The organism is Micromonospora phaseoli, assembly GCF_900109115.1.
Classification (GTDB): Bacteria; Actinomycetota; Actinomycetes; order Mycobacteriales; family Micromonosporaceae; genus Micromonospora; species Micromonospora phaseoli.
The window spans coordinates 101045-120963 of the sequence record NZ_FNYV01000011.1 but is presented as its reverse complement, the minus strand read 5'-3'; the positions used below and the strand labels follow the sequence as shown (position 1 = coordinate 120963).

General features: G+C 74.3%; 18 protein-coding genes. 11 read left to right on the top strand and 7 right to left on the bottom strand.

From position 1 onward, the window contains the following. Positions 1-32: 32 nt before the first annotated feature. From BMY89_RS24215 to BMY89_RS24200, 4 genes are all read right to left on the bottom strand, one after another. Positions 33-3461: an error-prone DNA polymerase gene (locus BMY89_RS24215; RefSeq protein WP_092382441.1), complete on the bottom strand. Its 3429-nt coding sequence runs from the start codon at positions 3459-3461 to the stop codon at positions 33-35. 27 nt (positions 3462-3488) lie between these two features. Beyond that, positions 3489-5195 carry a DNA polymerase Y family protein gene (locus BMY89_RS24210; RefSeq protein WP_092382361.1) on the bottom strand — a complete coding sequence of 569 codons (1707 nt, stop codon included), beginning with the start codon at positions 5193-5195 and terminating at the stop codon, positions 3489-3491. Further along, positions 5192-5911 (bottom strand): hypothetical protein, encoded by a 720-nt coding sequence (locus tag BMY89_RS24205; protein ID WP_092382360.1) that lies wholly within the window; start codon positions 5909-5911, stop codon positions 5192-5194. Before BMY89_RS24205 ends, BMY89_RS24210 begins: the two co-directional genes overlap by 4 nt. Before the next feature lie 130 nt (positions 5912-6041). Next, positions 6042-6491 (bottom strand): SAV_6107 family HEPN domain-containing protein, encoded by a 450-nt coding sequence (locus BMY89_RS24200; RefSeq protein WP_092382440.1) that lies wholly within the window; start codon positions 6489-6491, stop codon positions 6042-6044. A 454-nt stretch (positions 6492-6945) separates the two neighbouring features. Here BMY89_RS24200 and BMY89_RS24195 point away from each other — a divergent pair, with 454 nt between their 5' ends. The 7 genes from BMY89_RS24195 (at position 6946) to BMY89_RS24165 (ending at position 12967) form a co-directional block, all read left to right on the top strand. Next, a complete protein-coding gene (locus tag BMY89_RS24195; protein WP_092382359.1) occupies positions 6946-7581 on the top strand; it encodes a class I SAM-dependent methyltransferase in 636 nt (211 codons plus the stop codon). Positions 7582-7682: 101 nt separating this feature from the next. Next, complete coding sequence (locus tag BMY89_RS24190; RefSeq protein ID WP_092382358.1) at positions 7683-8171, top strand: YbaK/EbsC family protein; 489 nt, start codon at positions 7683-7685, stop codon at positions 8169-8171. Continuing rightward, positions 8168-8911 carry a monooxygenase gene (locus BMY89_RS24185; RefSeq protein WP_092382357.1) on the top strand — a complete coding sequence of 248 codons (744 nt, stop codon included), beginning with the start codon at positions 8168-8170 and terminating at the stop codon, positions 8909-8911. Before BMY89_RS24190 ends, BMY89_RS24185 begins: the two co-directional genes overlap by 4 nt. Beyond that, the gene (locus BMY89_RS24180; protein ID WP_092382356.1) at positions 8908-9480 is read left to right on the top strand and encodes a GNAT family N-acetyltransferase; all 573 of its coding nucleotides are present in this window, start codon (positions 8908-8910) and stop codon (positions 9478-9480) included. Before BMY89_RS24185 ends, BMY89_RS24180 begins: the two co-directional genes overlap by 4 nt. Next, positions 9477-10337: a carotenoid biosynthesis protein gene (locus BMY89_RS24175; RefSeq protein WP_092382355.1), complete on the top strand. Its 861-nt coding sequence runs from the start codon at positions 9477-9479 to the stop codon at positions 10335-10337. The genes BMY89_RS24180 and BMY89_RS24175 overlap by 4 nt, the downstream gene beginning before the upstream one ends. After that, on the top strand, positions 10334-11461 hold the full coding sequence (locus BMY89_RS24170) for a glycosyltransferase family 2 protein (RefSeq protein WP_092382354.1): 1128 nt from the start codon (positions 10334-10336) through the stop codon (positions 11459-11461). Before BMY89_RS24175 ends, BMY89_RS24170 begins: the two co-directional genes overlap by 4 nt. A gap of 18 nt (positions 11462-11479) precedes the next feature. Further along, a complete protein-coding gene (locus BMY89_RS24165; protein ID WP_092382353.1) occupies positions 11480-12967 on the top strand; it encodes a phytoene desaturase family protein in 1488 nt (495 codons plus the stop codon). A gap of 75 nt (positions 12968-13042) precedes the next feature. On the opposite strand, the gene BMY89_RS24160 is transcribed toward BMY89_RS24165, so the two are convergent. Both BMY89_RS24160 and metF read right to left on the bottom strand, forming a co-directional pair. Continuing rightward, positions 13043-13732 carry a CDP-alcohol phosphatidyltransferase family protein gene (locus BMY89_RS24160; RefSeq protein WP_092382352.1) on the bottom strand — a complete coding sequence of 230 codons (690 nt, stop codon included), beginning with the start codon at positions 13730-13732 and terminating at the stop codon, positions 13043-13045. 43 nt (positions 13733-13775) lie between these two features. Then, entirely contained in the window at positions 13776-14693 is a 918-nt protein-coding gene (gene metF, locus BMY89_RS24155; protein WP_092382351.1) for a methylenetetrahydrofolate reductase [NAD(P)H], read from the bottom strand. Between the two features lie 228 nt (positions 14694-14921). On the opposite strand from metF, the gene BMY89_RS24150 reads away from it, so the two are divergent. Next, a complete protein-coding gene (locus tag BMY89_RS24150; RefSeq protein ID WP_092382350.1) occupies positions 14922-15311 on the top strand; it encodes a helix-turn-helix domain-containing protein in 390 nt (129 codons plus the stop codon). 9 nt (positions 15312-15320) lie between these two features. Next, positions 15321-16403 (top strand): polyprenyl synthetase family protein, encoded by a 1083-nt coding sequence (locus BMY89_RS24145; protein WP_092382349.1) that lies wholly within the window; start codon positions 15321-15323, stop codon positions 16401-16403. A gap of 53 nt (positions 16404-16456) precedes the next feature. On the opposite strand, the gene BMY89_RS24140 is transcribed toward BMY89_RS24145, so the two are convergent. Beyond that, on the bottom strand, positions 16457-16837 hold the full coding sequence (locus BMY89_RS24140; RefSeq protein WP_092382348.1) for an Rv2175c family DNA-binding protein: 381 nt from the start codon (positions 16835-16837) through the stop codon (positions 16457-16459). 165 nt (positions 16838-17002) lie between these two features. Between BMY89_RS24140 and pknB the strand changes: the two genes are divergently transcribed. Further along, positions 17003-18991, top strand: a complete 1989-nt coding sequence (pknB, locus tag BMY89_RS24135) for a Stk1 family PASTA domain-containing Ser/Thr kinase (protein WP_092382347.1) — start codon at positions 17003-17005, stop codon at positions 18989-18991. Continuing rightward, complete coding sequence (locus BMY89_RS24130; RefSeq protein ID WP_372433294.1) at positions 18991-19869, top strand: deoxyribonuclease IV; 879 nt, start codon at positions 18991-18993, stop codon at positions 19867-19869. Before pknB ends, BMY89_RS24130 begins: the two co-directional genes overlap by 1 nt. The last annotated feature ends 50 nt before the right edge of the window (positions 19870-19919 follow it).

Here is a 19919-nt window from a genome sequence, read left to right as displayed (position 1 = left end):
CAGATCGCCAGGGGCACCTGACCGGTCGCCGGTCAGCGAAAGTCGCGGGAGGCGGGGCTGACCGGTGGCTCGATCGCCTCCAGCCGGTCGGCGACCAGGTTGACCACCCCCTCGTGCCGCTGCAACCGCCCCCGCACCACCAGCGCCGCGCTGGTCCGGGCCACCCGCCGGTGCCGCTGCCACAGCCCCGGCGAGCAGGTGACGTTGAGCATCCCGGTCTCGTCCTCCAGGTTGAGGAAGGTCACCCCGCCCGCGGTCGCCGGCCGCTGCCGGTGGGTGACGATCCCGCCGACCCGGATCCGCCGACCCGGCTCCACCCGACCCAACCGGTCGATCGGCACCGCGCCCACGGCGTCCAACTGCGGGCGGATGAACCGGGCCGGATGGCTCTCCGGCGACAACCCGGTGGCCCACACGTCGGCGACCAGCCGGTCCACCGCCTCCATTCCGGGCAGGGTGGGCGCGGCCGTGCCGGTCACCGTGCCCGGCAGCCGGCCGGGCCGCTCCTGGGCCGCCGCGCCGGCCGCCCAGAGCGCCTGCCGCCGGGTCAACCCGAAACAGGCGAAGGCGTCCGCGGTGGCCAGCGCCTCCAACTGCGCGGCGGTCAGACCCACCCGCCGGGCCAGGTCCGACATGTCGCGGTACGGACCGCCCGCCGTCCGCTCGGCCTCGATCCGCTCGGCCACACCGTCACCGAGGGTACGGACGCTGGACAGCCCGAGCCGCACGGCCGGCCCGCCCAGCCCCCAGGCGTGCGGCGGCTCCCCCGGCTGGCTGCCCCAGCGGCTCTGCGGGGTGGACTCCAGCACCGGCTTCGCGCCGCTGGCGTTGACGTCCGGGCGGCGTACCTCCACCCCGTGCCGGCGGGCGTCGTCCACCAGGGTCTGCGGCGAGTAGAAGCCCATCGGCTGGGCGCTCAGCAGCGCGGCCAGGAACGGGCCCGGGTGGTAGCGCTTGAGCCAGGAGCTGGCGTAGACCAGGTAGGCGAAGCTCATCGCGTGGCTCTCCGGGAAGCCGTAGCTGGCGAACGCGGTCAGCTTGCGGTAGACGTCGTCGGCCAGCTCGCCGCGGATGCCCCGCTGCGCCATGCCGGCGTAGAGCCGGTCGGCGATCCGGGCCATCCGCTCCACGGACCGCTTGGCGCCCATCGCCCGGCGCAGCTGGTCGGCCTCGGCCGCGTCGAAGCCGGCCAGGTCGATGGCGAGCTGCATCAGCTGCTCCTGGAACAGCGGCACGCCGAGGGTCTTCTCCAGCGCGTTGCGCATCAGCGGATGCGGGTAGGTCACCGGCTCCTGGCCGTTCTTGCGCCGGATGTACGGGTGCACCGAACCTCCCTGGATCGGGCCGGGCCGGATCAGCGCCACCTCGACCACCAGGTCGTAGAACTCACGAGGCCGCAGGCGGGGCAGGGTGGCCATCTGGGCCCGGCTCTCCACCTGGAACACCCCGACCGAGTCGGCCCGGCAGAGCATGTCGTAGACCTCGGGGTCGTCCAGTGCCATGTCGCCGAGATCCAGACTCATCCCGATCATGTCGTAGCCGTAGTGCAGCGCCGAGAGCATGCCCAGGCCGAGCAGGTCGAACTTGACCAGGCCGACGGCGGCGCAGTCGTCCTTGTCCCACTGGAGCACGCTGCGCCCGGGCATCCGCCCCCACTCCACCGGGCAGACCTCGATCACCGGCCGGTCGCAGATCACCATGCCACCGGAGTGGATGCCCAGGTGCCGGGGGAAGGTCTGCAACTCGTTCGCGTACGCGATCACCTGCTCGGGGATCTCCGGCACGTCGACCGTGGCCACGTCGCCCCACCGGTCGATCTGTTTGCTCCACGCGTCCTGCTGGCCGGGCGAGAAGCCGAACGCCTTGGCCACGTCCCGCACCGCCGAGCGGGGCCGGTAGGAGATCACGTTGGCCACCTGGGCGGTGTGCTCCCGGCCGTAGCGGGCGTAGACGTGCTGGATGACCTCCTCCCGGCGGTCGGACTCGATGTCCACATCGATGTCGGGCGGGCCGTCGCGTTCGGGGGCCAGGAACCGCTCGAACAGCAGCCGGTGCCGGACCGCGTCCACGTTGGTGATCCGCAACGCGTAGCAGACCGCCGAGTTGGCCGCCGAACCCCGGCCCTGGCAGTAGATGTTCTCCCGCCGGCAGAAGTCGACGATGTCGTAGACCACCAGGAAGTAGCCGGGGAAGCCCAACTCCTCGATCATGTTCAGCTCGTGGTCGAGCTGCGCGTACGCCTGCGGGTGTGCCTCGGGTGGGCCGTAGCGTTCCCGCGCGCCCCGCTCGGTGAGCTGCCGCAGCCAGCTCATCTCGCAGTGCCCCGGCGGCACCGGGTACGCGGGCAGCTGCGGTGCGACGAGCTGGAGGTCGAAGGCGAGCTCCGCGCCGAACTCGGCGGCCCGGGCCACCGCACCCGGGTAGGCGGCGAACCGGGCCGCCATCTCGGCGCCGTCGCGCAGGTGGGCGGTGCCCGCGGCGGGCAACCAACCGTCGATCTCGTCGAGGCCGCGTCGGGCCCGGACGGCGGCCAGGGTGGTGGCCAGCCGCCGCCGCCCCGGGGTGGCGTAGTGCACGTTGTTGGTGGCCACCGTGGGCAGCCCGGCGCCGGCGGCCAGCTCGGCCAGGGCGTCGTTGCGGTCGCCGTCGACCGGGTGCCCGTGGTCGCTCAGCTCCACCGCCACCGTCTCCGCGCCGAACAGCGCGCAGAGCCGATCCAGCTCGCGAGCCGCCGCGTCGACCCCCTCGGTGAGCAGGGCGGCCGGCACGTGCCCCTTGCGGCAGCCGGTGAGCACCAGCACGTGGTCACGCAGTTCGCCGGCGATCTCCTCCAGCTCCCCGTAGACCGGACGGCCCTTCTCGCCGCCCCGCAGCTGGGCGCGGGCGATGGTCGCGGCCAGCCGGGCGTACCCCTCGTGGCCGTGGGCCAGGACCAGCAGGTGGTTGCCGACCGGGTCGGGTACGCCGCTACGTCCCCCCTGTGTGCTGGACATACCGAGGGACAGCTCCGCCCCGAAGATCGTCGGCAGGTGCAGCGCGCGGGCCGCCTCGGCGAAGCGCACCACCCCGTAGAGGCCGTCATGGTCGGTGACGGCGAGCGCGGTGAGCCCCAACCGGACGGCCTCCTCGGCCAGTTCCTCCGGATGGCTCGCGCCGTCGAGGAAGCTGAAGTTGGTGTGCGCGTGCAGCTCGGCGTACGGCACCACGCCATCGGGACGGGTCAGCTCCGGCGGCTGGTAGTGCTCCCGCCGCCGGCTCCAGGCGGGCGAGTCTCCCCCGTCGGCGTCGACCGCGAGGGGATCCACCACATGCAGGTGCCGCCCCCCACCGTCACCTCCGTCCCCCCACCCCCCGCCGCCTGCATCCCCCCGCCTCCCGTCGCGCTGCCCCTTCCCACCCGGCTTCCCGGAGAGCACCCGCTCCAACTCCGACCAGGGCAACTGCGGATTGTGGAAACTCACCGACCCCACCCATGATCCAGATCTGTCTCAGTCATAGATCGCTTCCAGCAGCCATCGGCCGGCCTCGACGGCGAGCAGCAGTGCGCCACCATCGGCCAGGCGGACCTGGAATCGGGCCCGCCGGCGCGCCTCGGCCGGGGCCCACCACCGCTCGTCGACCGGCCACGGGCCGACCCAGCCGACGATCTCCGCCGACGCACCCCCGCCGATGGGGACGATGGCCCCCGCCGGAGCGATGGCCGCCGCGGCCGGATCGATGACCAGCCGGGCCGGCGGGGCACTCACCGCCAACCGCGCGCTCACCACCACCGGTACGCCGGTGGCGTCCAGCACGCTCACGGCGAGCGGGACGGGCAGCACCACGGCCGGCGAGGGCGGCGGCAGTCGCCCCGGCCAGGACGGTACGGCCGGCCCGGAGCTCGCCCGGCCACCCACCCGAGGCGGCTTTCCCTCGGACCCGACCGCGGCCCCGGACCCACCAGATCTCGGCCCGCCCGATCCCACCGCGCCGGGTCGGGCCGGGAGCCGTTCGTCGCCCCAGGGCACCAGCCGCGTCTGGTCGTCCGGCGACCGTCCACCGCCGAGCACCGCGGTGACCACCGCCTCGGGGCCGAGCAGACCCTGCACCCGGCTCAGCGCGCGGTGCGCCCGCTCCCGTTCCGCGCCGGTCTCACCCCACAGCCCCGGTTGCAGACCGGCCTGGGCGAGCACCCCGTCCGGCACCAGCCGCAACCGGATGATCCCGGCGGTGGGGCGGGCCGGCCGGTCACCGCCGCGACCGCCTCCGGAGAGCCAGCCGTCCAGTTGCCAGCGGACCCGGTCGGCGATGGCCGCCGCGCTCAGCAGACCGTCGTGCCGCCAGACCCGGTGCAGCTCCTGGCCGTGCGCGGTGACCGCCTCGATGCCGAGCCGGGTGCAGGCCAACCCGTACCCGGCGAGCCGTTCGTGCAGCCGCTCGGCCAGCGTCCGGGCCGCGAACGCCGCCACGTCGACCCGTTCGATCGGCTCGTCGAGATCGGCGGTGACCGTCAGGTCGGCGGGCGGACGCCGTACCGCGAGCGGCCGGTCGTCCCGCCCGGCGGCCAGCCGGTGGGCCAGCACCCCGTCGAATCCGAACCGGGCCAGCACGTCGCCGGCGGGCAGCGCGGCGAAGTCGCCGAGCGTACGCATCCCGAGCCGGCGCAGCAGGTCGGCCAGGGCGGGCCGGCCGAGCGCCGCGACAGGCTGGCCGGCCAGGAACTCCGGCGTCCCGCCGGGTGGCACGATCCGACCCCGCCGGGCGGCCAGCCCGGCGGCGAAGACCCCGGCGGCGATGCCGACCTGGCTCTCCACCGCACAGCTGTGGGCGACGTGCTCGATGATCCGCTCGGCGGCCGCCTCCTCGCCACCCAGATAGCGGCTCGGCCCCCGGGCGGCCAGCGCGCAGGCCCCGGGGCGAATCACCTCGACCCCGACCGCCACCTCCTCGACCGCGGCCACCACCGGCTCGAACGCCCGGGCGTCCCGGCCGGGATCGTGGTCGACGACGGTGAGCTGTGGGCAGCGTCCCTGTGCCTCCCGCCGACGCAGTCCTCGGCGTACGCCCTCGGCGCGGGCCCGCTCGGAGCAGGCCACCACCCGGTTGGCGTGCAGCACCGCGACCGGATCGGTGGCGGGCACCCCGTCGGCGATCTCGGCAGCCAGAACCGGCCAGTCCGGGCACCACAGCAGCAGGGTCCGGACCGGTTCACTCACGGCGCCACCACTCGCAGCCGCCCGCTGGTGCCCGGCCGGCCGGCGGCCGGGCCGGGGATGACCCGGGTCAGTTCGTCACCGGGTAGCCAGACCTTGACCTCCCTGGGGCGGGCGGCGGCGCCACGCCCTCGAGCCGAGATCGTCACCTCCCGGCGGCGTAGCCGCCCCCGCCCCGCCCCGAGCCCGTCCCAGACCCCACGGACCACCTGGAGCGTCACGTCCGCGCCGTCCCACCGGCCGTACGGCACGAGCACGCTGCCGCGCTGCCGGACCCGCGCGGCCAGCCGGTCGGCGACGGAGGCGGCGAGGGCGGACGGCACAGCGGTGACCACCACGTCGACCCCGTCGATGAGGGCGGCGACGACGGTGGGCCACTCCGGCCCGGGCTGCGGCACCAGGGCCAGCCGATCCAGGGCGATCCCGGCCTCGGCCGCCGCCCCGGCACCGAAGGTCGGCACCCCGACCACGGCGCACCACGAGCCGGCGCGCGAGGCCTCGGCGAGCAGCGCCAGGAGCAAGGACGCGGTGCCGCTGTGCCGGGTCTGCCCGACGCCGACCGCGATGGTGCTGCCGCGCCGCAACCCCCGGCCGGGCAGCAGCCCGGTCAGCTCCGGCCGCACGGGCAGCACCCGATGCCCACCCGCCGGGTCGGGTGCGCTGGCCGGACGCACCAACCCGGCCAGCGCGGCGGAACCGACCACCATCCGGCCCGCCATCGGACCTACCCCCCGTCGTGTCACCACGGGCCGCCGGCCCGTGGATGGTGCTGTCATGAGTCAGAAGGACATGCGGCGGGGCGGCGTCCGGCCACCCTGGGTCCCGCCAGTGGCGGTCGGACGCCGCGGCTCAGGCGACGAGACCTTCGATCGCCGGCTGGTGCGCCAGACCGAGCGTCGACTCCACCACCGTCACGAACTCCTCGGCGGCCCGGAGCAGGTCGTCGGCCTCCCGGGCGGTGACCACCCGGGGTATGCCCGCCTCGGCGGCGGCCCGCTTGCCGGCGCCGAGGGCGAAGTAGTTGGCCCACTCGTCGAGTTCGGGGGCGACACCGGCGAGCAGGACCCAGACGCTGGTGATCCGGTGGCGTCGGGTGGGTGCGGGACGGGCCCGGGCGGCGAGCACCGCGGCAGCGGCACGCAGGGCCGCGAGGTGGGCGGCGGCGTACCGGAGGCCGTCGGGGCCGGTCCGGGCGGCCTCGGTGAGCCCGTGCCGGGCCACCGCGATCAACTGGACGGGAGTGCGGTGCGGCAGCACGTGCGCGGGCACCGTCGGCGCCTGAGCCGGACTGGTCGGCATGGTCTCCTCCAGGTGGACCGGGGCGGGCAGGCCACGCGACGGAGCAGGTCCGTCGGCGCGGGACGCCCGCGGCGGGCGGTGCGGAGGAAGACGCACCAGGTGGGCGGCCGGCCGGGTGCGGAGCTTCCCCACACCACACCCGGCCGGCGTACCGGCGGGTCCGTCGTCCGCCGCCCGGGGGTCGTGGGCGGCGGACGACGGTCCTGCCTGATGGGTCCGGACTCGCGACTGCCCGGAGCCCGGTGCGGTCCGCGGCACCGCACCTGTCGGGAGCCGATGCCGCGAAACACCCGCACCCCGAGGGGTTGGAACGAACGTTCGAGGGAATCGAACACTCGTTCTAACTGCTGCTGACAGTACACCCTCCCTCCGACAAAAACGCAACGTGTGACGCGCCGGCTGTCGGCAGGCCCCGCTGCTCGCCGGCATGTCCGTCATCTACCGCGCGTCGATAATGACTGGCATGACTGTCCGATACGACGAGGTGCTCGACCCGCTGCGTCAGGCGTACGACACCCGCGCGGCCTGGCGTGACGGGCTCACCAGGGAACCGTGGAAGCTGACGGAGCGGCAGGCGTTCCACGACCGTCTGGCACCGGGGGCGCGGTTGCTGGAGATCGGCGCCGGCACCGGGCAGGACAGCGCGTACTTCCAGCAGGAAGGCTGTGCCGTCGTCGCGGCCGACCTGTCGCCGGTGATGGTCGAGCGCTGCCGGGCCAAGGGCGTCGAGGCCCACGTCATGGACTTCCTGCACCTGAGCTTCCCGGCCGGCTCGTTTGACGCGGTGTTCGCGATGAACTGCCTGCTGCACGTGCCCAACCATGACCTGCCCGCAGTCCTGGCGGCGATCCGGGCGGTGCTGCGCCCCGGCGGACTCTTCTTCGTCGGGGTATACGGCGGCGACGAGAGCGCCGAGGGCCCCATCGACGATGACCAGCACGTGCCGCCACGGTTCTTCTCATGGCGCACCGACGAGCAGCTGCTCGGCTTCGCTGTCGCCGCGCGGTTCGACGTCGTGGACTTCCACCCCGTCGACACCGGCCGCGGCTACCGGTTCCAGTCGTTGACGCTGCGTCACCCACCGAGCTGAACGGGATCCCGCCCGCAACCGCCCGGGCGACGTCGTCCGCAGCCGGCCCTGACGGTGTGGCCGGCTGCGCAGGCGGCCCGCGTACCGGGAAGAATGGCGGCATGCAGTCACACCCGAACGTCCGGGCGGTGCAGGATTCCCTCGACACCGCCCAGGCGCGCGACGGCTCCGGCGCGCCCGCCACGGTCCGCCTGCTGCCCGACGCCGTGCACACCGCCGCGGCCGCCGCCGAGGCGCTCGGCGTCGACGTCGGCGCCATCGCCAACTCGCTCGTCTTCGACGCCGACGGGGCCCCGTTGCTGGTGCTCACCTCCGGCGCGCACCGGGTGGACACCGCCGGCCTGGCCACCCGGCTCACCGTCACCCGGCTGCGCCGGGCCACCCCGCATTTCGTCAAGGAGCACACCGGGCAGGTGATCGGCGGAGTCGCCCCGGTGGGTCACCCGCAGCCGCTGCGCACGCTGGTCGACACCGCCCTCGACAAGTACGACGAGATCTGGGCCGCCGGTGGCGTACCGCAGGCAGTCTTCCCCACCACGTACGCCGAGCTGTTGCGGGTCACCGGCGGTGTCCCGACCGACGTGGCGTGAACACCGCGGAGACCGTCCCGGAACTGGTCACCCTGCACGTGTGGCGGGTCCCCCGGAGCGCCCTGCCCCGGGCACTGACCCGGATGGGGCTCGACCCTCGCCGGCTGCGCGCCCTGCCCGGCGTGCGGTTCGGCAAGCTGCTCGGCACCGGGACCGGCACCGGCTTCGGGCCGGGTGACGCCGACCTGACCCGCTGGGCGGCGTTGACGGTGTGGGACTCCGCCGCCGCGGCCACCCGGTTCGCCGACTCGCCGGTGGGGCGGGCCTGGTCCGGCATCGCCCGGGCGGGTGTCCGACTCGACCTGCGGCCGCTGACCAGCCGGGGCGAATGGTCCGGCCGGCGACCCTTCGGCGATCCCGCCGGCGGTCGGGTCGCCGGTCCGGTACTGGCCCTGACCCGGGCCCGGCTGCGCCCGGCGCGGGCGCTCACCTTCTGGCGGGCGGTTCCACCGGTCGCCGCCGCCCTGCACGCGGCACCCGGGCTGCTGGCCCGCTTCGGCGTCGGCGAGGCGCCGCTGGGCTGGCAGGGCACGGTGAGCGTGTGGCGTGATCCGGCGGATCTCGTGGCGTTCGCGTACCGTCACCCGGAGCACCGGGCCGCGATCACCCGGACCCCCACCGAACGGTGGTACGCGGAGGAACTGTTCTCACGGTTCGAGGTGCGTGACGTGGTCGGTGACCGGACGGTACTGGGGTGGGTCACCGACGGCGGTGCCCCGGCGAAGGGTGGACGGGCATGAGGTTGGTTCGGTGGACACCGGACGATCTCCTCCGGCGGCTGAGCGACGTGGTGGCCGTCTACGGCGAGGCGATGGGCTACCGCGCCGACCTGCTGGAGGCCCGTCGCGGCTACATCGCCACCCACGTGCGCCGGCCCGGCTTTCGCGCCGTCGCCAGCCTGACCGACGAGGGCCACCTGGCCGGCTTCGGCTACGGCTACGTCGGCGGGTCCGGCCAGTGGTGGCACGACCAGGTCTGGCGGGCACTGGACCCGGCCACCCGGCAGCGTTGGCTCACCGACTGCTTCGAGGTGGTCGAGCTGCACGTACGGCCACCGGCGCAGGGGCACGGACTGGGCGCCGGACAACTGCGGGCCCTGCTGAGCATGGCCGAGGGCGCGACCACGCTGCTGTCCACCCCGGAGGCCGACGAGCACACCTCGCGCGCCTGGCGGCTGTACCGGCGGTTCGGCTTCGTCGACGTGCTGCGCGACTTCCGTTTTCCCGGTGACGAACGTCCGTTCGGGGTGCTCGGCCGGGACCTTCCCCTGCCGGCGCCGGGGCCGACACCGCCGCCCGTCCGGTCATGACCGGACGGTCACCGGCCCGGCTGGCCCGCAGCTACGGATGGACACTGCTGGCCCTGCTGGTGCTGGCGCAGATCTGCTACCCGCTGACCGGCGGGACGACCCGGGCCCGGCTGACCGTGGCCACCGTCGTGCTCGGTTACCTGCTGTCGGTCGGTCACGCGCTGGCCAGCCGGGGACCGCGGGCGGCGGTGGCGCTGGTGGCGGTGGCCACCGGGGGCGGTTTCGCCATCGAGGCGCTCGGCGTGGCCACCGGCTTCCCGTTCGGCAGCTACGACTACTCCGGTCAGCTCGGCCCGAAGCTCGCCGGGGTGCCGCTGATCATTCCGCTGGCGTGGACCTGGATGGCCTGGCCGGCCTGGCTGGCGGCGACCCGGCTCACCGCCGGACCGGGAGGTCGCCCGGTGGCGCGGTGGCGGTGGCCGGGGCGGATCGCGCTGGCCACGGTCGGGCTGGCCGCCTGGGACCTCTTCCTCGACCCGCAGATGGTGGCCGAAGGTCACTGGGTGTGGCGGGATGCCACCCCGGCGCTGCCCGGCCTGCCCGGCATCCCGGTCAGCAACTACCTCGGTTGGCTGCTGTTCGCGGTGCTGATGATGACCGCGCTGCGCCCGCTCGCCGGGCCCGCCGTGGCCACCACCGACGCCCGCGACCACCCGATGTACGCGCTCTACCTGTGGACGTACGGCTCCAGCGTGCTCGCCCACGCCGTCTTCCTCGACCTGCCCGCCTCGGCGCTGTGGGGTGCGGCCGGCATGGCGGTGGTCGCGGTGCCGCTGGCGGTCACGCTGCTGCGGACCCGCCGGGCCCACGACCGCGACGCCGGCTCGCCGCGATCCCCGGTCGACGTCGCGGCATGACCGCGGCGCTCGTCCTGCTGCTCGGCGTCGCCGCGCTGACCGCGCACACCGTGGTCAACGCCGGCCGGTGGCTGCGCCGCCCCACCGACCGGCCGGTGGAGGTCACCGAGGCGGTGACGGTGCTGTTGCCGCTGCGCGACGAGGCCACCCGGGTCACCCCGTGCCTGCGCGCCCTGCTCGACCAGCGTGGCGTCCCCGGGCTGCGGGTCGTGGTGCTCGACGACGGCTCGGCCGACGGCACCGCGGACGTGGTCCGCGCGGTGGTCGCCGACGATCCCCGGGTCACCCTGCTCACCGGTGCCGCCCCACCACCGGGCTGGCTGGGCAAGCCGCACGCCTGCTGGCAGCTGGCCACCCGCGCCGAGGCGTCGGCCACCGCACTGGTCTTCGTGGACGCCGACGTGGTGCTCGGCCCGTACGCCGTGGCGGCGGCGGTCACCGAACTGCGCGCCGCCGGGGCGACGCTGCTGTCGCCGTACCCCCGGATCGTGGTGCGGACGGCGGCCGACCGGCTGGTGCAGCCGCTGTTGCAGTGGCTGTGGCTGACCTTCCTGCCGTTACGGGCGATGGAGCGCTCGCCACGACCGTCGCTGGCCGCGGCCGGCGGGCAGTTCCTGGCCGTGGACCGGGCCGGCTACCTGCGGGCCGGCGGGCACGCGGCCGTCGCCGACCGGGTGCTGGAGGACATCGAGCTGGCCCGGGCGGTGAAGCGCGCCGGCGGCCGGATCGCCCTCGCCGACGGCTCGCGGCTGGCCACCTGCCGGATGTACGAGGACTGGCCGCAGTTGCGCGACGGCTACACCAAGTCGCTCTGGGCCTCGTTCGGGCACCCGGTCGCCGCCGCCGTGGTGTTGACCCTGCTCCTGCTGCTCTACACCGCGCCGCCGGTGGTCGCCGCCGGCGCGCTGCTCGCCGGCGCGCCGGCGGTGGCCGGGGTCGCCCTGCTGACGTACCTGATGGGGGTGGCCGGGCGGATGGTCAGCGCCCGGGCCACCGGCGGGCGGGCGTGGCCCGACGCGCTGGGCCACCCCGTTTCGGTCGCGGTCCTCGGCTGGCTGACCCTGCGGTCGTACCATCTGCGCAAGCGGCGGCGCCTGTCCTGGCGCGGCCGTCCGGTGGGCTAGAGCCTGGGAGGGCACGGCATGGCGCGGATCGTGGTCATCGGCGCCGGCGTGGGTGGGCTGGCCGCCGCCGCCCGGCTGGCCGTCACCGGGCACCAGGTGACCATCCTGGAACGCGCCGAACAGGTCGGCGGCAAGCTGGGGCGGCACACCCGGGACACCCCGCAGGGCTCGTTCCATTTCGACACCGGCCCCAGCCTGCTCACGCTGCCCCAGGTCTTCCACGAGCTGTTCGAGGCCACCGGCGCCAAGCTCGACGAGTATCTCGACCTGGTACCGCTGGACCCGATCGTGCGGCACGTCCTGCCCGGCGGCGGCCCGGTGCTCGACTCCTGCGCCGACCCGGCCGAGTTCACCACCCGCATCGGCGCGGCCCTCGGTGACCGGGCCGCCGCCGACTGGCAGCGACTGTGGCGGCGCGCCGCCCGGGTGTGGCGGGCATCCGAACGCGACATCCTGCGCCGCCGGGTCGACTCGCCCCGCGACCTGGCCCGGTTGGCCTGGCGGCTGGGCGACCTGGCGGCGATCAGACCCGGGCAGAGCCTCCGTGGGCTGGGTCGCACCCTGATCTCCGACCCCCGGCTGCGGATGCTGCTGGACCGGTACGCCACCTACACCGGCGCCGACCCGCGCCGCGCACCGGCCGCGCTGGTCGCGGTCCCCTACGCCGAGCTGGCCTTCGGCGGCTGGTACCTGCGCGGCGGGCTGGGCACCCTCGCCGACGCGCTGCTGTCGCGCTGCCTGGACCTCGGCGTGCTCGTGCGGACCGGCGCCGAGGCCACCCGGATCGACGCGGTGGGCGGCCGGGTGCACGGGGTACGCGTCGCCGGGCAGCGCGCCCCCGTGCCGGCCGACGTGGTGGTGGCCAACGTCGACGCGCTCACCGTCTACCGGGACCTGCTGCCCGACCCGCGCCGGCTGGCCGGGCTCACCGACCGCAGCCTGGCCGGCTTCGTGCTGCTGCTCGGCGTACGCGGCGACTCCGGGCTGGCCCACCACAACGTCTTCTTCCCGCGCGACTACGACGCCGAGTTCGACGCGGTCTTCGGCGATCCGGGACGGGGCGTACCGGCCCGCCCGGCCGCCGACCCGACGGTCTTCGTCACCATCGCGGACGACCCGGCGGTCCGCCCGGCCGGGCACGAGGCGTGGTTCGTGCTGGTCAACGCCGCCCGGCAGGGCACCGCGCCGGGCGCGGTCGACTGGCACCGGCCGGGATTGGCGCAGGCCTACGCCGACCGGATCCTCGACGTGCTGGCCGAGCGTGGGGTGGACGTGCGGGACCGGCTGGTGTTCCGCGACATTCGTACCCCGGCCGACCTGGCCACCGCGACCGGCGCGCCGGGCGGCAGCATCTACGGCACCGCCGGTGGCCTGCTCCGCCCGGCCAACCGTGGCCCGGCCAGCGGCCTGTGGCTGGTCGGCGGGTCCAGCCACCCGGGCGGCGGCCTGCCGATGGTGACCCTGTCCGCGCAGATCGTCGCCGACGCGATCGGCCCCGCCTGGTAGGTGCAAGGAGGGGCCCCCTGTTAACGCCTGCGGTATAGGAAGGGCCCCTTGTTAACGCACCGGGGCGGTACCCGGTCAGCCGACGTCGATCAGTGCCCGGCGAACGGCGGAGATCAGCTGCCCCAGCCCGAAGGCGGCGAGCAGCACCCAGACCGCGGTCGCCATGGTGATGGTGCCGGCGGCCAGGTCCGCCTGGATCAGGCCGGTCAGGCCGGCCAGCAGCAGCCCGGCCACGGCCACGCAGACCCGGGTGGGACGCTCCCCCACGGTGACCGCGCCGATCTCCCGCATGCCCGCGGCGACCGCACGGGCCCGGACGTACTCGTGCAGCCAGGACAGCGCACCGCCCGCCACCACCAGCGCACCCGGCGCGCCGACCAGCCAGAAAGCCACCAGCCAGGCGGCCTCGCCGAGCCGGTCGGCCAGCGAGTCGTAGACGTAGCCGAGCCGAGTGGTACGGCCGGTGGTCACCGCCACCGCACCGTCGACGCTGTCGGCCACCGAGGCGAGCAGCACGAACAGCGCGCCCAGGAACGGTCCGTCGCCCGGCCGGACCGCGAGCAGCGGTACGCAGAGGCAGAGCAGTACCCCGGCCACCGTCACCGCGGTCGGTCCGACCCGCAGCCGGCCCAGCAGGAACCCGACGTGGTAGGAGAATCGCAGCCAGCCGCGTACCACCGGGGTGGCTGCCCGGGGGTCGAACCCGCCGTGCAGCCGCGCCCACGCGGTGGCGTACTCGTTCCAGTTCAGCTGTCTGCCCACCACGGTTCAACCGTCACGACGGCGCTGAGGTGTCGCGCGCCGGATGTCACGTCGCGGCGCTGACCCGCAGGTTCTGCCAGATCTCCCGGGTGGCGGTGGACCGGTTGAAGGTGATGAAGTGGATCCCGGGGACGCCCTCGTCGAGCAGTCGCCGGCACATTTCGCTGGTCTGCTCGATGCCGAGCCGGCGGACCGCCTCCGGATCGTCGGCGACCCGCTCGAAGCGCGCGGCCAGTGCCGCCGGGAAGGGCGCCCCGGACAGCTGCACCGACCGTTCGATGGTGCCGAGCCGGGTCACCGGCATCACCCCGGCCAGGATCGGGGTGTCACAGCCGGCGGCGGCCACCCGGTCGCGCAGGCGCAGGTACTCGTCGGCGTCGAAGAACATCTGGGTGACCGCGAACTCCGCGCCGGCCCGGCACTTACGGATGAAGTACTCGGTGTCGGTGGCGACGTCCGGCGAGCGCGGATGCCGGTACGGGAAGGCGGCGACGCCGACACTGAAGTCACCGGAGCGGCGGACCAGGCGGACGAGATCCTCGGCGTAGTGCACACCCTCGGGATGCGGTATCCACTCGCCGGTGGGGTCGCCCGGCGGATCACCGCGTACCACCAGCATGTTGCGCACGCCGACGCCGGCCAGCCGACCGATCACGTGCCGCAGCTCGGCGACGGAGTGGTTGACGGCGGTCAGGTGAGCCATCGGCAGCAGGGTGGTCTCGGTGGCGATCCGCTCGGTGACCGCGACCGTGGTGTCCCGGGTCGAGCCGCCGGCACCGTAGGTGATCGAGACGAACGAGGGCCGCAACGGCTCCAACTCGCGGATGGCCTGCCAGAGCTGCCGCTCACCCTGCTCGTCCTTCGGCGGCATGAACTCGAAGGAGAAGGTCGGCTGGCAGTCGCGCACCAACTCCCCGATCGCCGGTTGCGAATTCGGGAGGATCGAGGGAAGTCCGAGCGCCACACGTCGACTCTAGCGGGCCGAGCCGGAGACCCCTACCAGCTTCCCAGCGGTGGGGACGACGGGCAGGCCGGCGAAACCGTCACACCTCTGGGGTAGTTCTGTGTTCAGCGTGGGTGTGGCCGACACCGCACCGGGGGTCGCGCGGGGGTCAGCTGTCCGACCGGTGGCGCACCGGCACCGTCCCGGGGGTGGGCGGGCCGGGCCACCTCCGCCGACCCCGGAGGACCCATGACCCCCTCCCTGACCGACCCGATGGTGGCCGGCCCGATGGTGACCGGCCCGATGGTGGCCCGGCTCCGGCTTGCCCGGGGCTGGAGCCAGTCCCGGCTCGCCGCCGAACTCTGCGCGGCCGCCGGCGTGGCCACGCTGAGTCGGCACGAGATCTCGCGATGGGAGCGCCAGGTACGCGTGCCCGGACGCTTCTGGCGCGGCTGGCTCACCCAGGTTCTCGCGTCCCGGGATGATCGGCGGCCACCCGCCACGACCGGTGGCCGCGGCCGACCCGCCACCCGGCGCACCCGACCGGGCACCGCCGGCACGCCCACCCGGCCGCTGAGCAGCCGGGCCACGACGCGCCGGGAGCCGGGTGGGTCGGCGCGTCGCGTCCCGACCCATTAGCGTCGGGACGTGACCCACGCTGCTCCTGTCTCCCCCGTCGACCGTGCCAGCCTGCGCCAACGGGTCGACCGGGCACTGTCGGACTTCCTCGCCCGCCGTCGAGCCTGGATGACCGACGTCGACGACGCCCTGGTGCCCGTCGCCGAGGCGATCGAGGCGTTCGTGCTGGGCGGCGGCAAACGACTAAGGCCGGCGTTCGCCTACTGGGGGTACCGAGGAGCCGGCGGGGTGGACACCGATCCGGTGGTGACCGCCCTCGCCGCACTGGAGTTCGTCCAGGCCAGCGCCCTGATCCACGACGACCTGATGGACCGCTCGGACACCCGCCGGGGCGAACCAGCCATACACCGCCGGTTCGCCACCCGGCACCGGTCCGCCGGCTGGGGCGGCGACCCGGACGGCTTCGGCGACGCCGCGGCGATCCTGCTGGGCGATCTGTGCCTGGTCTGGTCCGACGAGCTGCTGCACTCCGCCGGGCTCGATCCACGGGCGGTGGCCCGCGCCCGGCCGGACTTCGACGAGATGCGCACCGAGGTCACCGTCGGGCAGTACCTCGACGTGTTGACCCAGGCCACCGGCGACACCTCGGTGGAGCGGGCCGGCAAGGTCGCCCGGTACAAGTCGGCGAAGTACACGGTGGAACGGCCGCTGCTGGTCGGCGCGGCGCTGGCCGACGCGCCAGCCGACGTACGCATCGCCTACTCGGCCTACGGGCTGCCGCTGGGTGAGGCGTTCCAGCTGCGCGACGACGTGCTCGGGGTGTTCGGCGACCCGGCCCAGACCGGCAAGCCGGCCGGCGACGACCTGCGCGAGGGCAAGCGGACGTACCTCGTGGCTGCCGCGCTGGAGGCGACCGACGAGGCCGGTCGGGCGTTACTGCTGGGCGGGCTCGGCGACGCGGACCTGGACGCGAACGGGGTGGCCCGGCTGCGCGAGCTGATCGTCGCCACCGGCGCGTTGGCCCGTACCGAGCAACGCATCGTCACACTGACCGACGCGGCGCTCGCCGCGCTGACCGCCGTCGACCTGGAGACCGAGGCCCGCCAGGCCCTGGTCGACCTGGCCATCGCCGCCACCCGCCGCGCCGACTGAAGCCGGGCAGCAGGCAGCAGGCAGCAGGCAGCAGGCAGCAGGCAGCAGGCAGGCTAGAAGCCGAGGGCCTGGGCTCGTCGCTTGACCTCCCGGGCGTGGTCGCCGGCGAGGGCCGCGGCGGGGGTACCGCCGGACAGCGTGTCGTCGGGCTCGTAGAGCCAGCGCAGCGCCGCCTCGTCGTCGTAGCCGGCGTCGGCCAGCAGATTCAGCACGCCGGGCAGATGCTTGAGCACGGTGCTGTTGGCCACCAGGTCGGCCGGGATCCGGCGGACACCGTCGCGGCGTACCGCGATCAGCTCCCGATCCCGGATCAGCTGATGGACCTTGCTGATCGGCAGGTCGAGCCGCTCGGCGACGTCCGGCAGGGTCAGCCAGCCGGACGCGGCGGGGCCAGCCCCGGGCGCGGCGGTATCGGCGGGTACGGAGTCGGTCACGCGCAACACCCTGCCACGCCACCCCCACCCGCGGTCAACGACCTCCCGACAGCCGTGTTGAGCAGGGCAGATCTTTCCGCTGTCCGCGCGGCGGACCCACGAATGTCCGCCCGGCTGTAGCATCCTGTTCAACCTTCATCACCCCGACACATAGACTGCCTGCCGATGGACACACAGGTCGCCGACACGTTGCTGGGCTCGCTGATCGACGGGCGCTACCGCATTCGCGGTCGCGTGGCCCGTGGCGGCATGGCGACCGTGTACACCGCCATGGACGAGCGGCTCGAACGCGCCGTGGCGATCAAGATCATTCACTCGACCCAGGGCCCGCCGGGCCGGGCCGGCGCGGGAAACTTCGTCGACCGGTTCACCGACGAGGCCAAGACGATCGCCCGGCTCACCCACCCGAACGTCGTTGCGGTCTACGACCAGGGCACCCACGCCGGGCGGCCGTACCTGGTGATGGAGTTCGTCCGCGGGCGCACTCTGCGCGAGCTGCTGACCGAACGGCGTCGGCTCAACCCGGACGAGGCGTTGGCCATCACCGAGCAGATGCTCGCCGCGGTCGCCGCCGCCCACCGTGCCGGGCTGGTGCACCGCGACATCAAGCCGGAGAACGTGCTGGTGGCCGAGGCGCCCAGCGGCGGCCCTTCCAACCTCGTCGACAGCGTGGTCAAGGTCACCGACTTCGGGCTGGCCCGGGCGGTCGAGGCCAGCACCGACCACGACAACGGCAACCAGCTGATGGCCACCGTGGCGTACGTCGCCCCCGAGCTGGTCACCGACGGCCGGGCCGACGCCCGCACGGACGTCTATTCGGCGGGCATCGTGCTGTTCGAGATGCTCACCGGCCGGGTGCCGTACGAGGGTGACCGGCCGATCGACATCGCCTGGCAGCACGTCGACCGGGACGTTCCCGCACCGTCGACACTGGTGCCCGGCCTGCCGAGGTTGCTCGACGACCTGGTCGCCCGGGCCACCCGCCGAGACCCGGCGGCCCGCCCCTCCGACGCCGGCGCCCTGCTGGCCGAGGTGCAGGTGGCCCGGGACGGTCTCGGTACCGCGAACAGCCAAACCGCGATGCTGCCGTCGGTGTCCGACGGCCCCGCGGTGTCCCAGCCCACGATGGTGGTGGCGGCGGTCCGTCCGCCCGAGCGACCCACCTGGGCCCGGCTGCCGGAGGGCGGCCAGCCGACCCGCGGCAGGCGCCGGGCTGCCCCGAGCGCGGCGGGCGACCTGGGCTCCCGGCTGGCCGCGCTGGGTACCCGACTGACCGGCGGGGGAAGCGGACGCCTGGGCGTCGCCGCCGTCGTGGTGGTGCTCGGGCTGGTGGCCGCGCTCGGCGGCTGGTGGTTCGGGGTGGGCCGCTACACCACCACGCCGGAACTGGTCAGCATGAGCAAGGTCGAGGCGGAGGCACAGGCATCCCAGTCGGGCTTCACCCTGCGCTACGCCGACCCGCGCCACGACGACCAGGTGCCGCGTGACGGTGTGGTGGCGCAGGAGCCCGCCTCGGCGGCCCGGATCCTCAAGGGCGGCACCATCACCCTGACCCTCTCGCTGGGCCCGGAGCGCTTCGAGTTGCCGGACGTGGTCGGCAAGGAGTTCGACCTGGCCGAGGCGGATCTGGTCAGCGCCCAGTTGGAGGTCGTCAAGGGCACCGCCCGCTTCGACGACGGCCTGCCGGAGGGCGTGGTGGTGGCCACCAGCCCGGAGGCGGGCAAGGAGGTCAGGCCCGGCGACGAGATCACCGTGATCCTCAGCAAGGGCCGGGCCCCGATCACGGTGCCCAATCTGGTCGGCAAGAACCTCAACGAGGCCCGCGCGCAGATCGCGCAGCTCGGCCTGGTTCTGGTGGAGCCGACGTACAAGGAGTCCGACAAGCCACGCGACGAGGTGCTCGGGCAGAGCCCGGCCGTCGGCAGCGGCGTGGAGAAGGACGCCCAGGTCCGGCTGGAGGTCAGCAAGGGGCCGCCGCAGGTGACCGTACCCCGGGTGATCGACCTGCCCTGTCAGCAGGCGAAGCAGGTGCTGGAGAGTCAGGGCTTCCAGGTGACGGTGCAGTTCAACCCGAACGCCGTCACCCGGTTCCAGAACCCGAACGAGAACGCCCAGGTACCCCCGGGGACCCAGATCACCATCGGCTGCTTCTGATGATGAATCCCGACCCCGGCCACCGGCCGATCGGCTCGCACACGCCCACCTCGGGCGGGCTGGCGAAGGCGGCGCTGCCGTACATCGACGCCGCCGGTTCCCAGGTGGCACAGGTATACGTCGGCAACTCCCGAGGGTGGGCGATGCCGGCCGGAGATCCGGCGCAGGACACGCTGTTCCGTGACGGCTGCGCCGAGCGGGGCGTCGCGACCTACATCCACGCGTCGCTGCTGGTCAACCTGGGTTCACCGACCGAGGCCACGGTCGAGCGGTCGACCCTGACCCTGGCCCACGCGTTGCGCCGGGGCGCCGCCGTCGGGGCACGCGGGGTGGTCTTCCACGCCGGCAGCGCGGTGGACGCCGGGCACGCCGAGACCGCGATGCGGCAGGTACGCGAGTCGTTGCTGCCGCTGCTGGACTCCGCCGCAGCGGCCGGCGGCCCGATGCTGCTGGTCGAGCCGAGCGCCGGCGGCGGCCGATCGCTGGCCTGCCGGGTGGAGCAGCTCGGGCCGTACCTCGACGCGGTGGATCGGCACCCGTGGCTCGGCGTCTGCTTCGACACCTGCCATGCCTGGGCCGCCGGGCACGACCTGGCCGCCGAGGGCGGGATGACCGAGACGCTGGACAGCCTGGTCGCCGCCGTCGGGGCGGAGCGACTGCGGCTGGTGCACGCCAACGACTCGAAGGACCTGTGCGGCTCCACCCGCGACCGGCACGAGAACATCGGCAAGGGCACGATCGGCGAGCCCGCCTTCGCCGAGTTGATGCGCCACCCGGCCACCGCTGGCGTACCGATCCTGGTCGAGACCCCCAGCGAGCGCCACGAGGGCCACGCCGTCGACATCGCCACCCTCCGCCGTCTCACACCGGCCAGTTGATCAAGAGGCTTACGTCATCCGGGCAACGGATCCTGACGCAAACCTCTTGA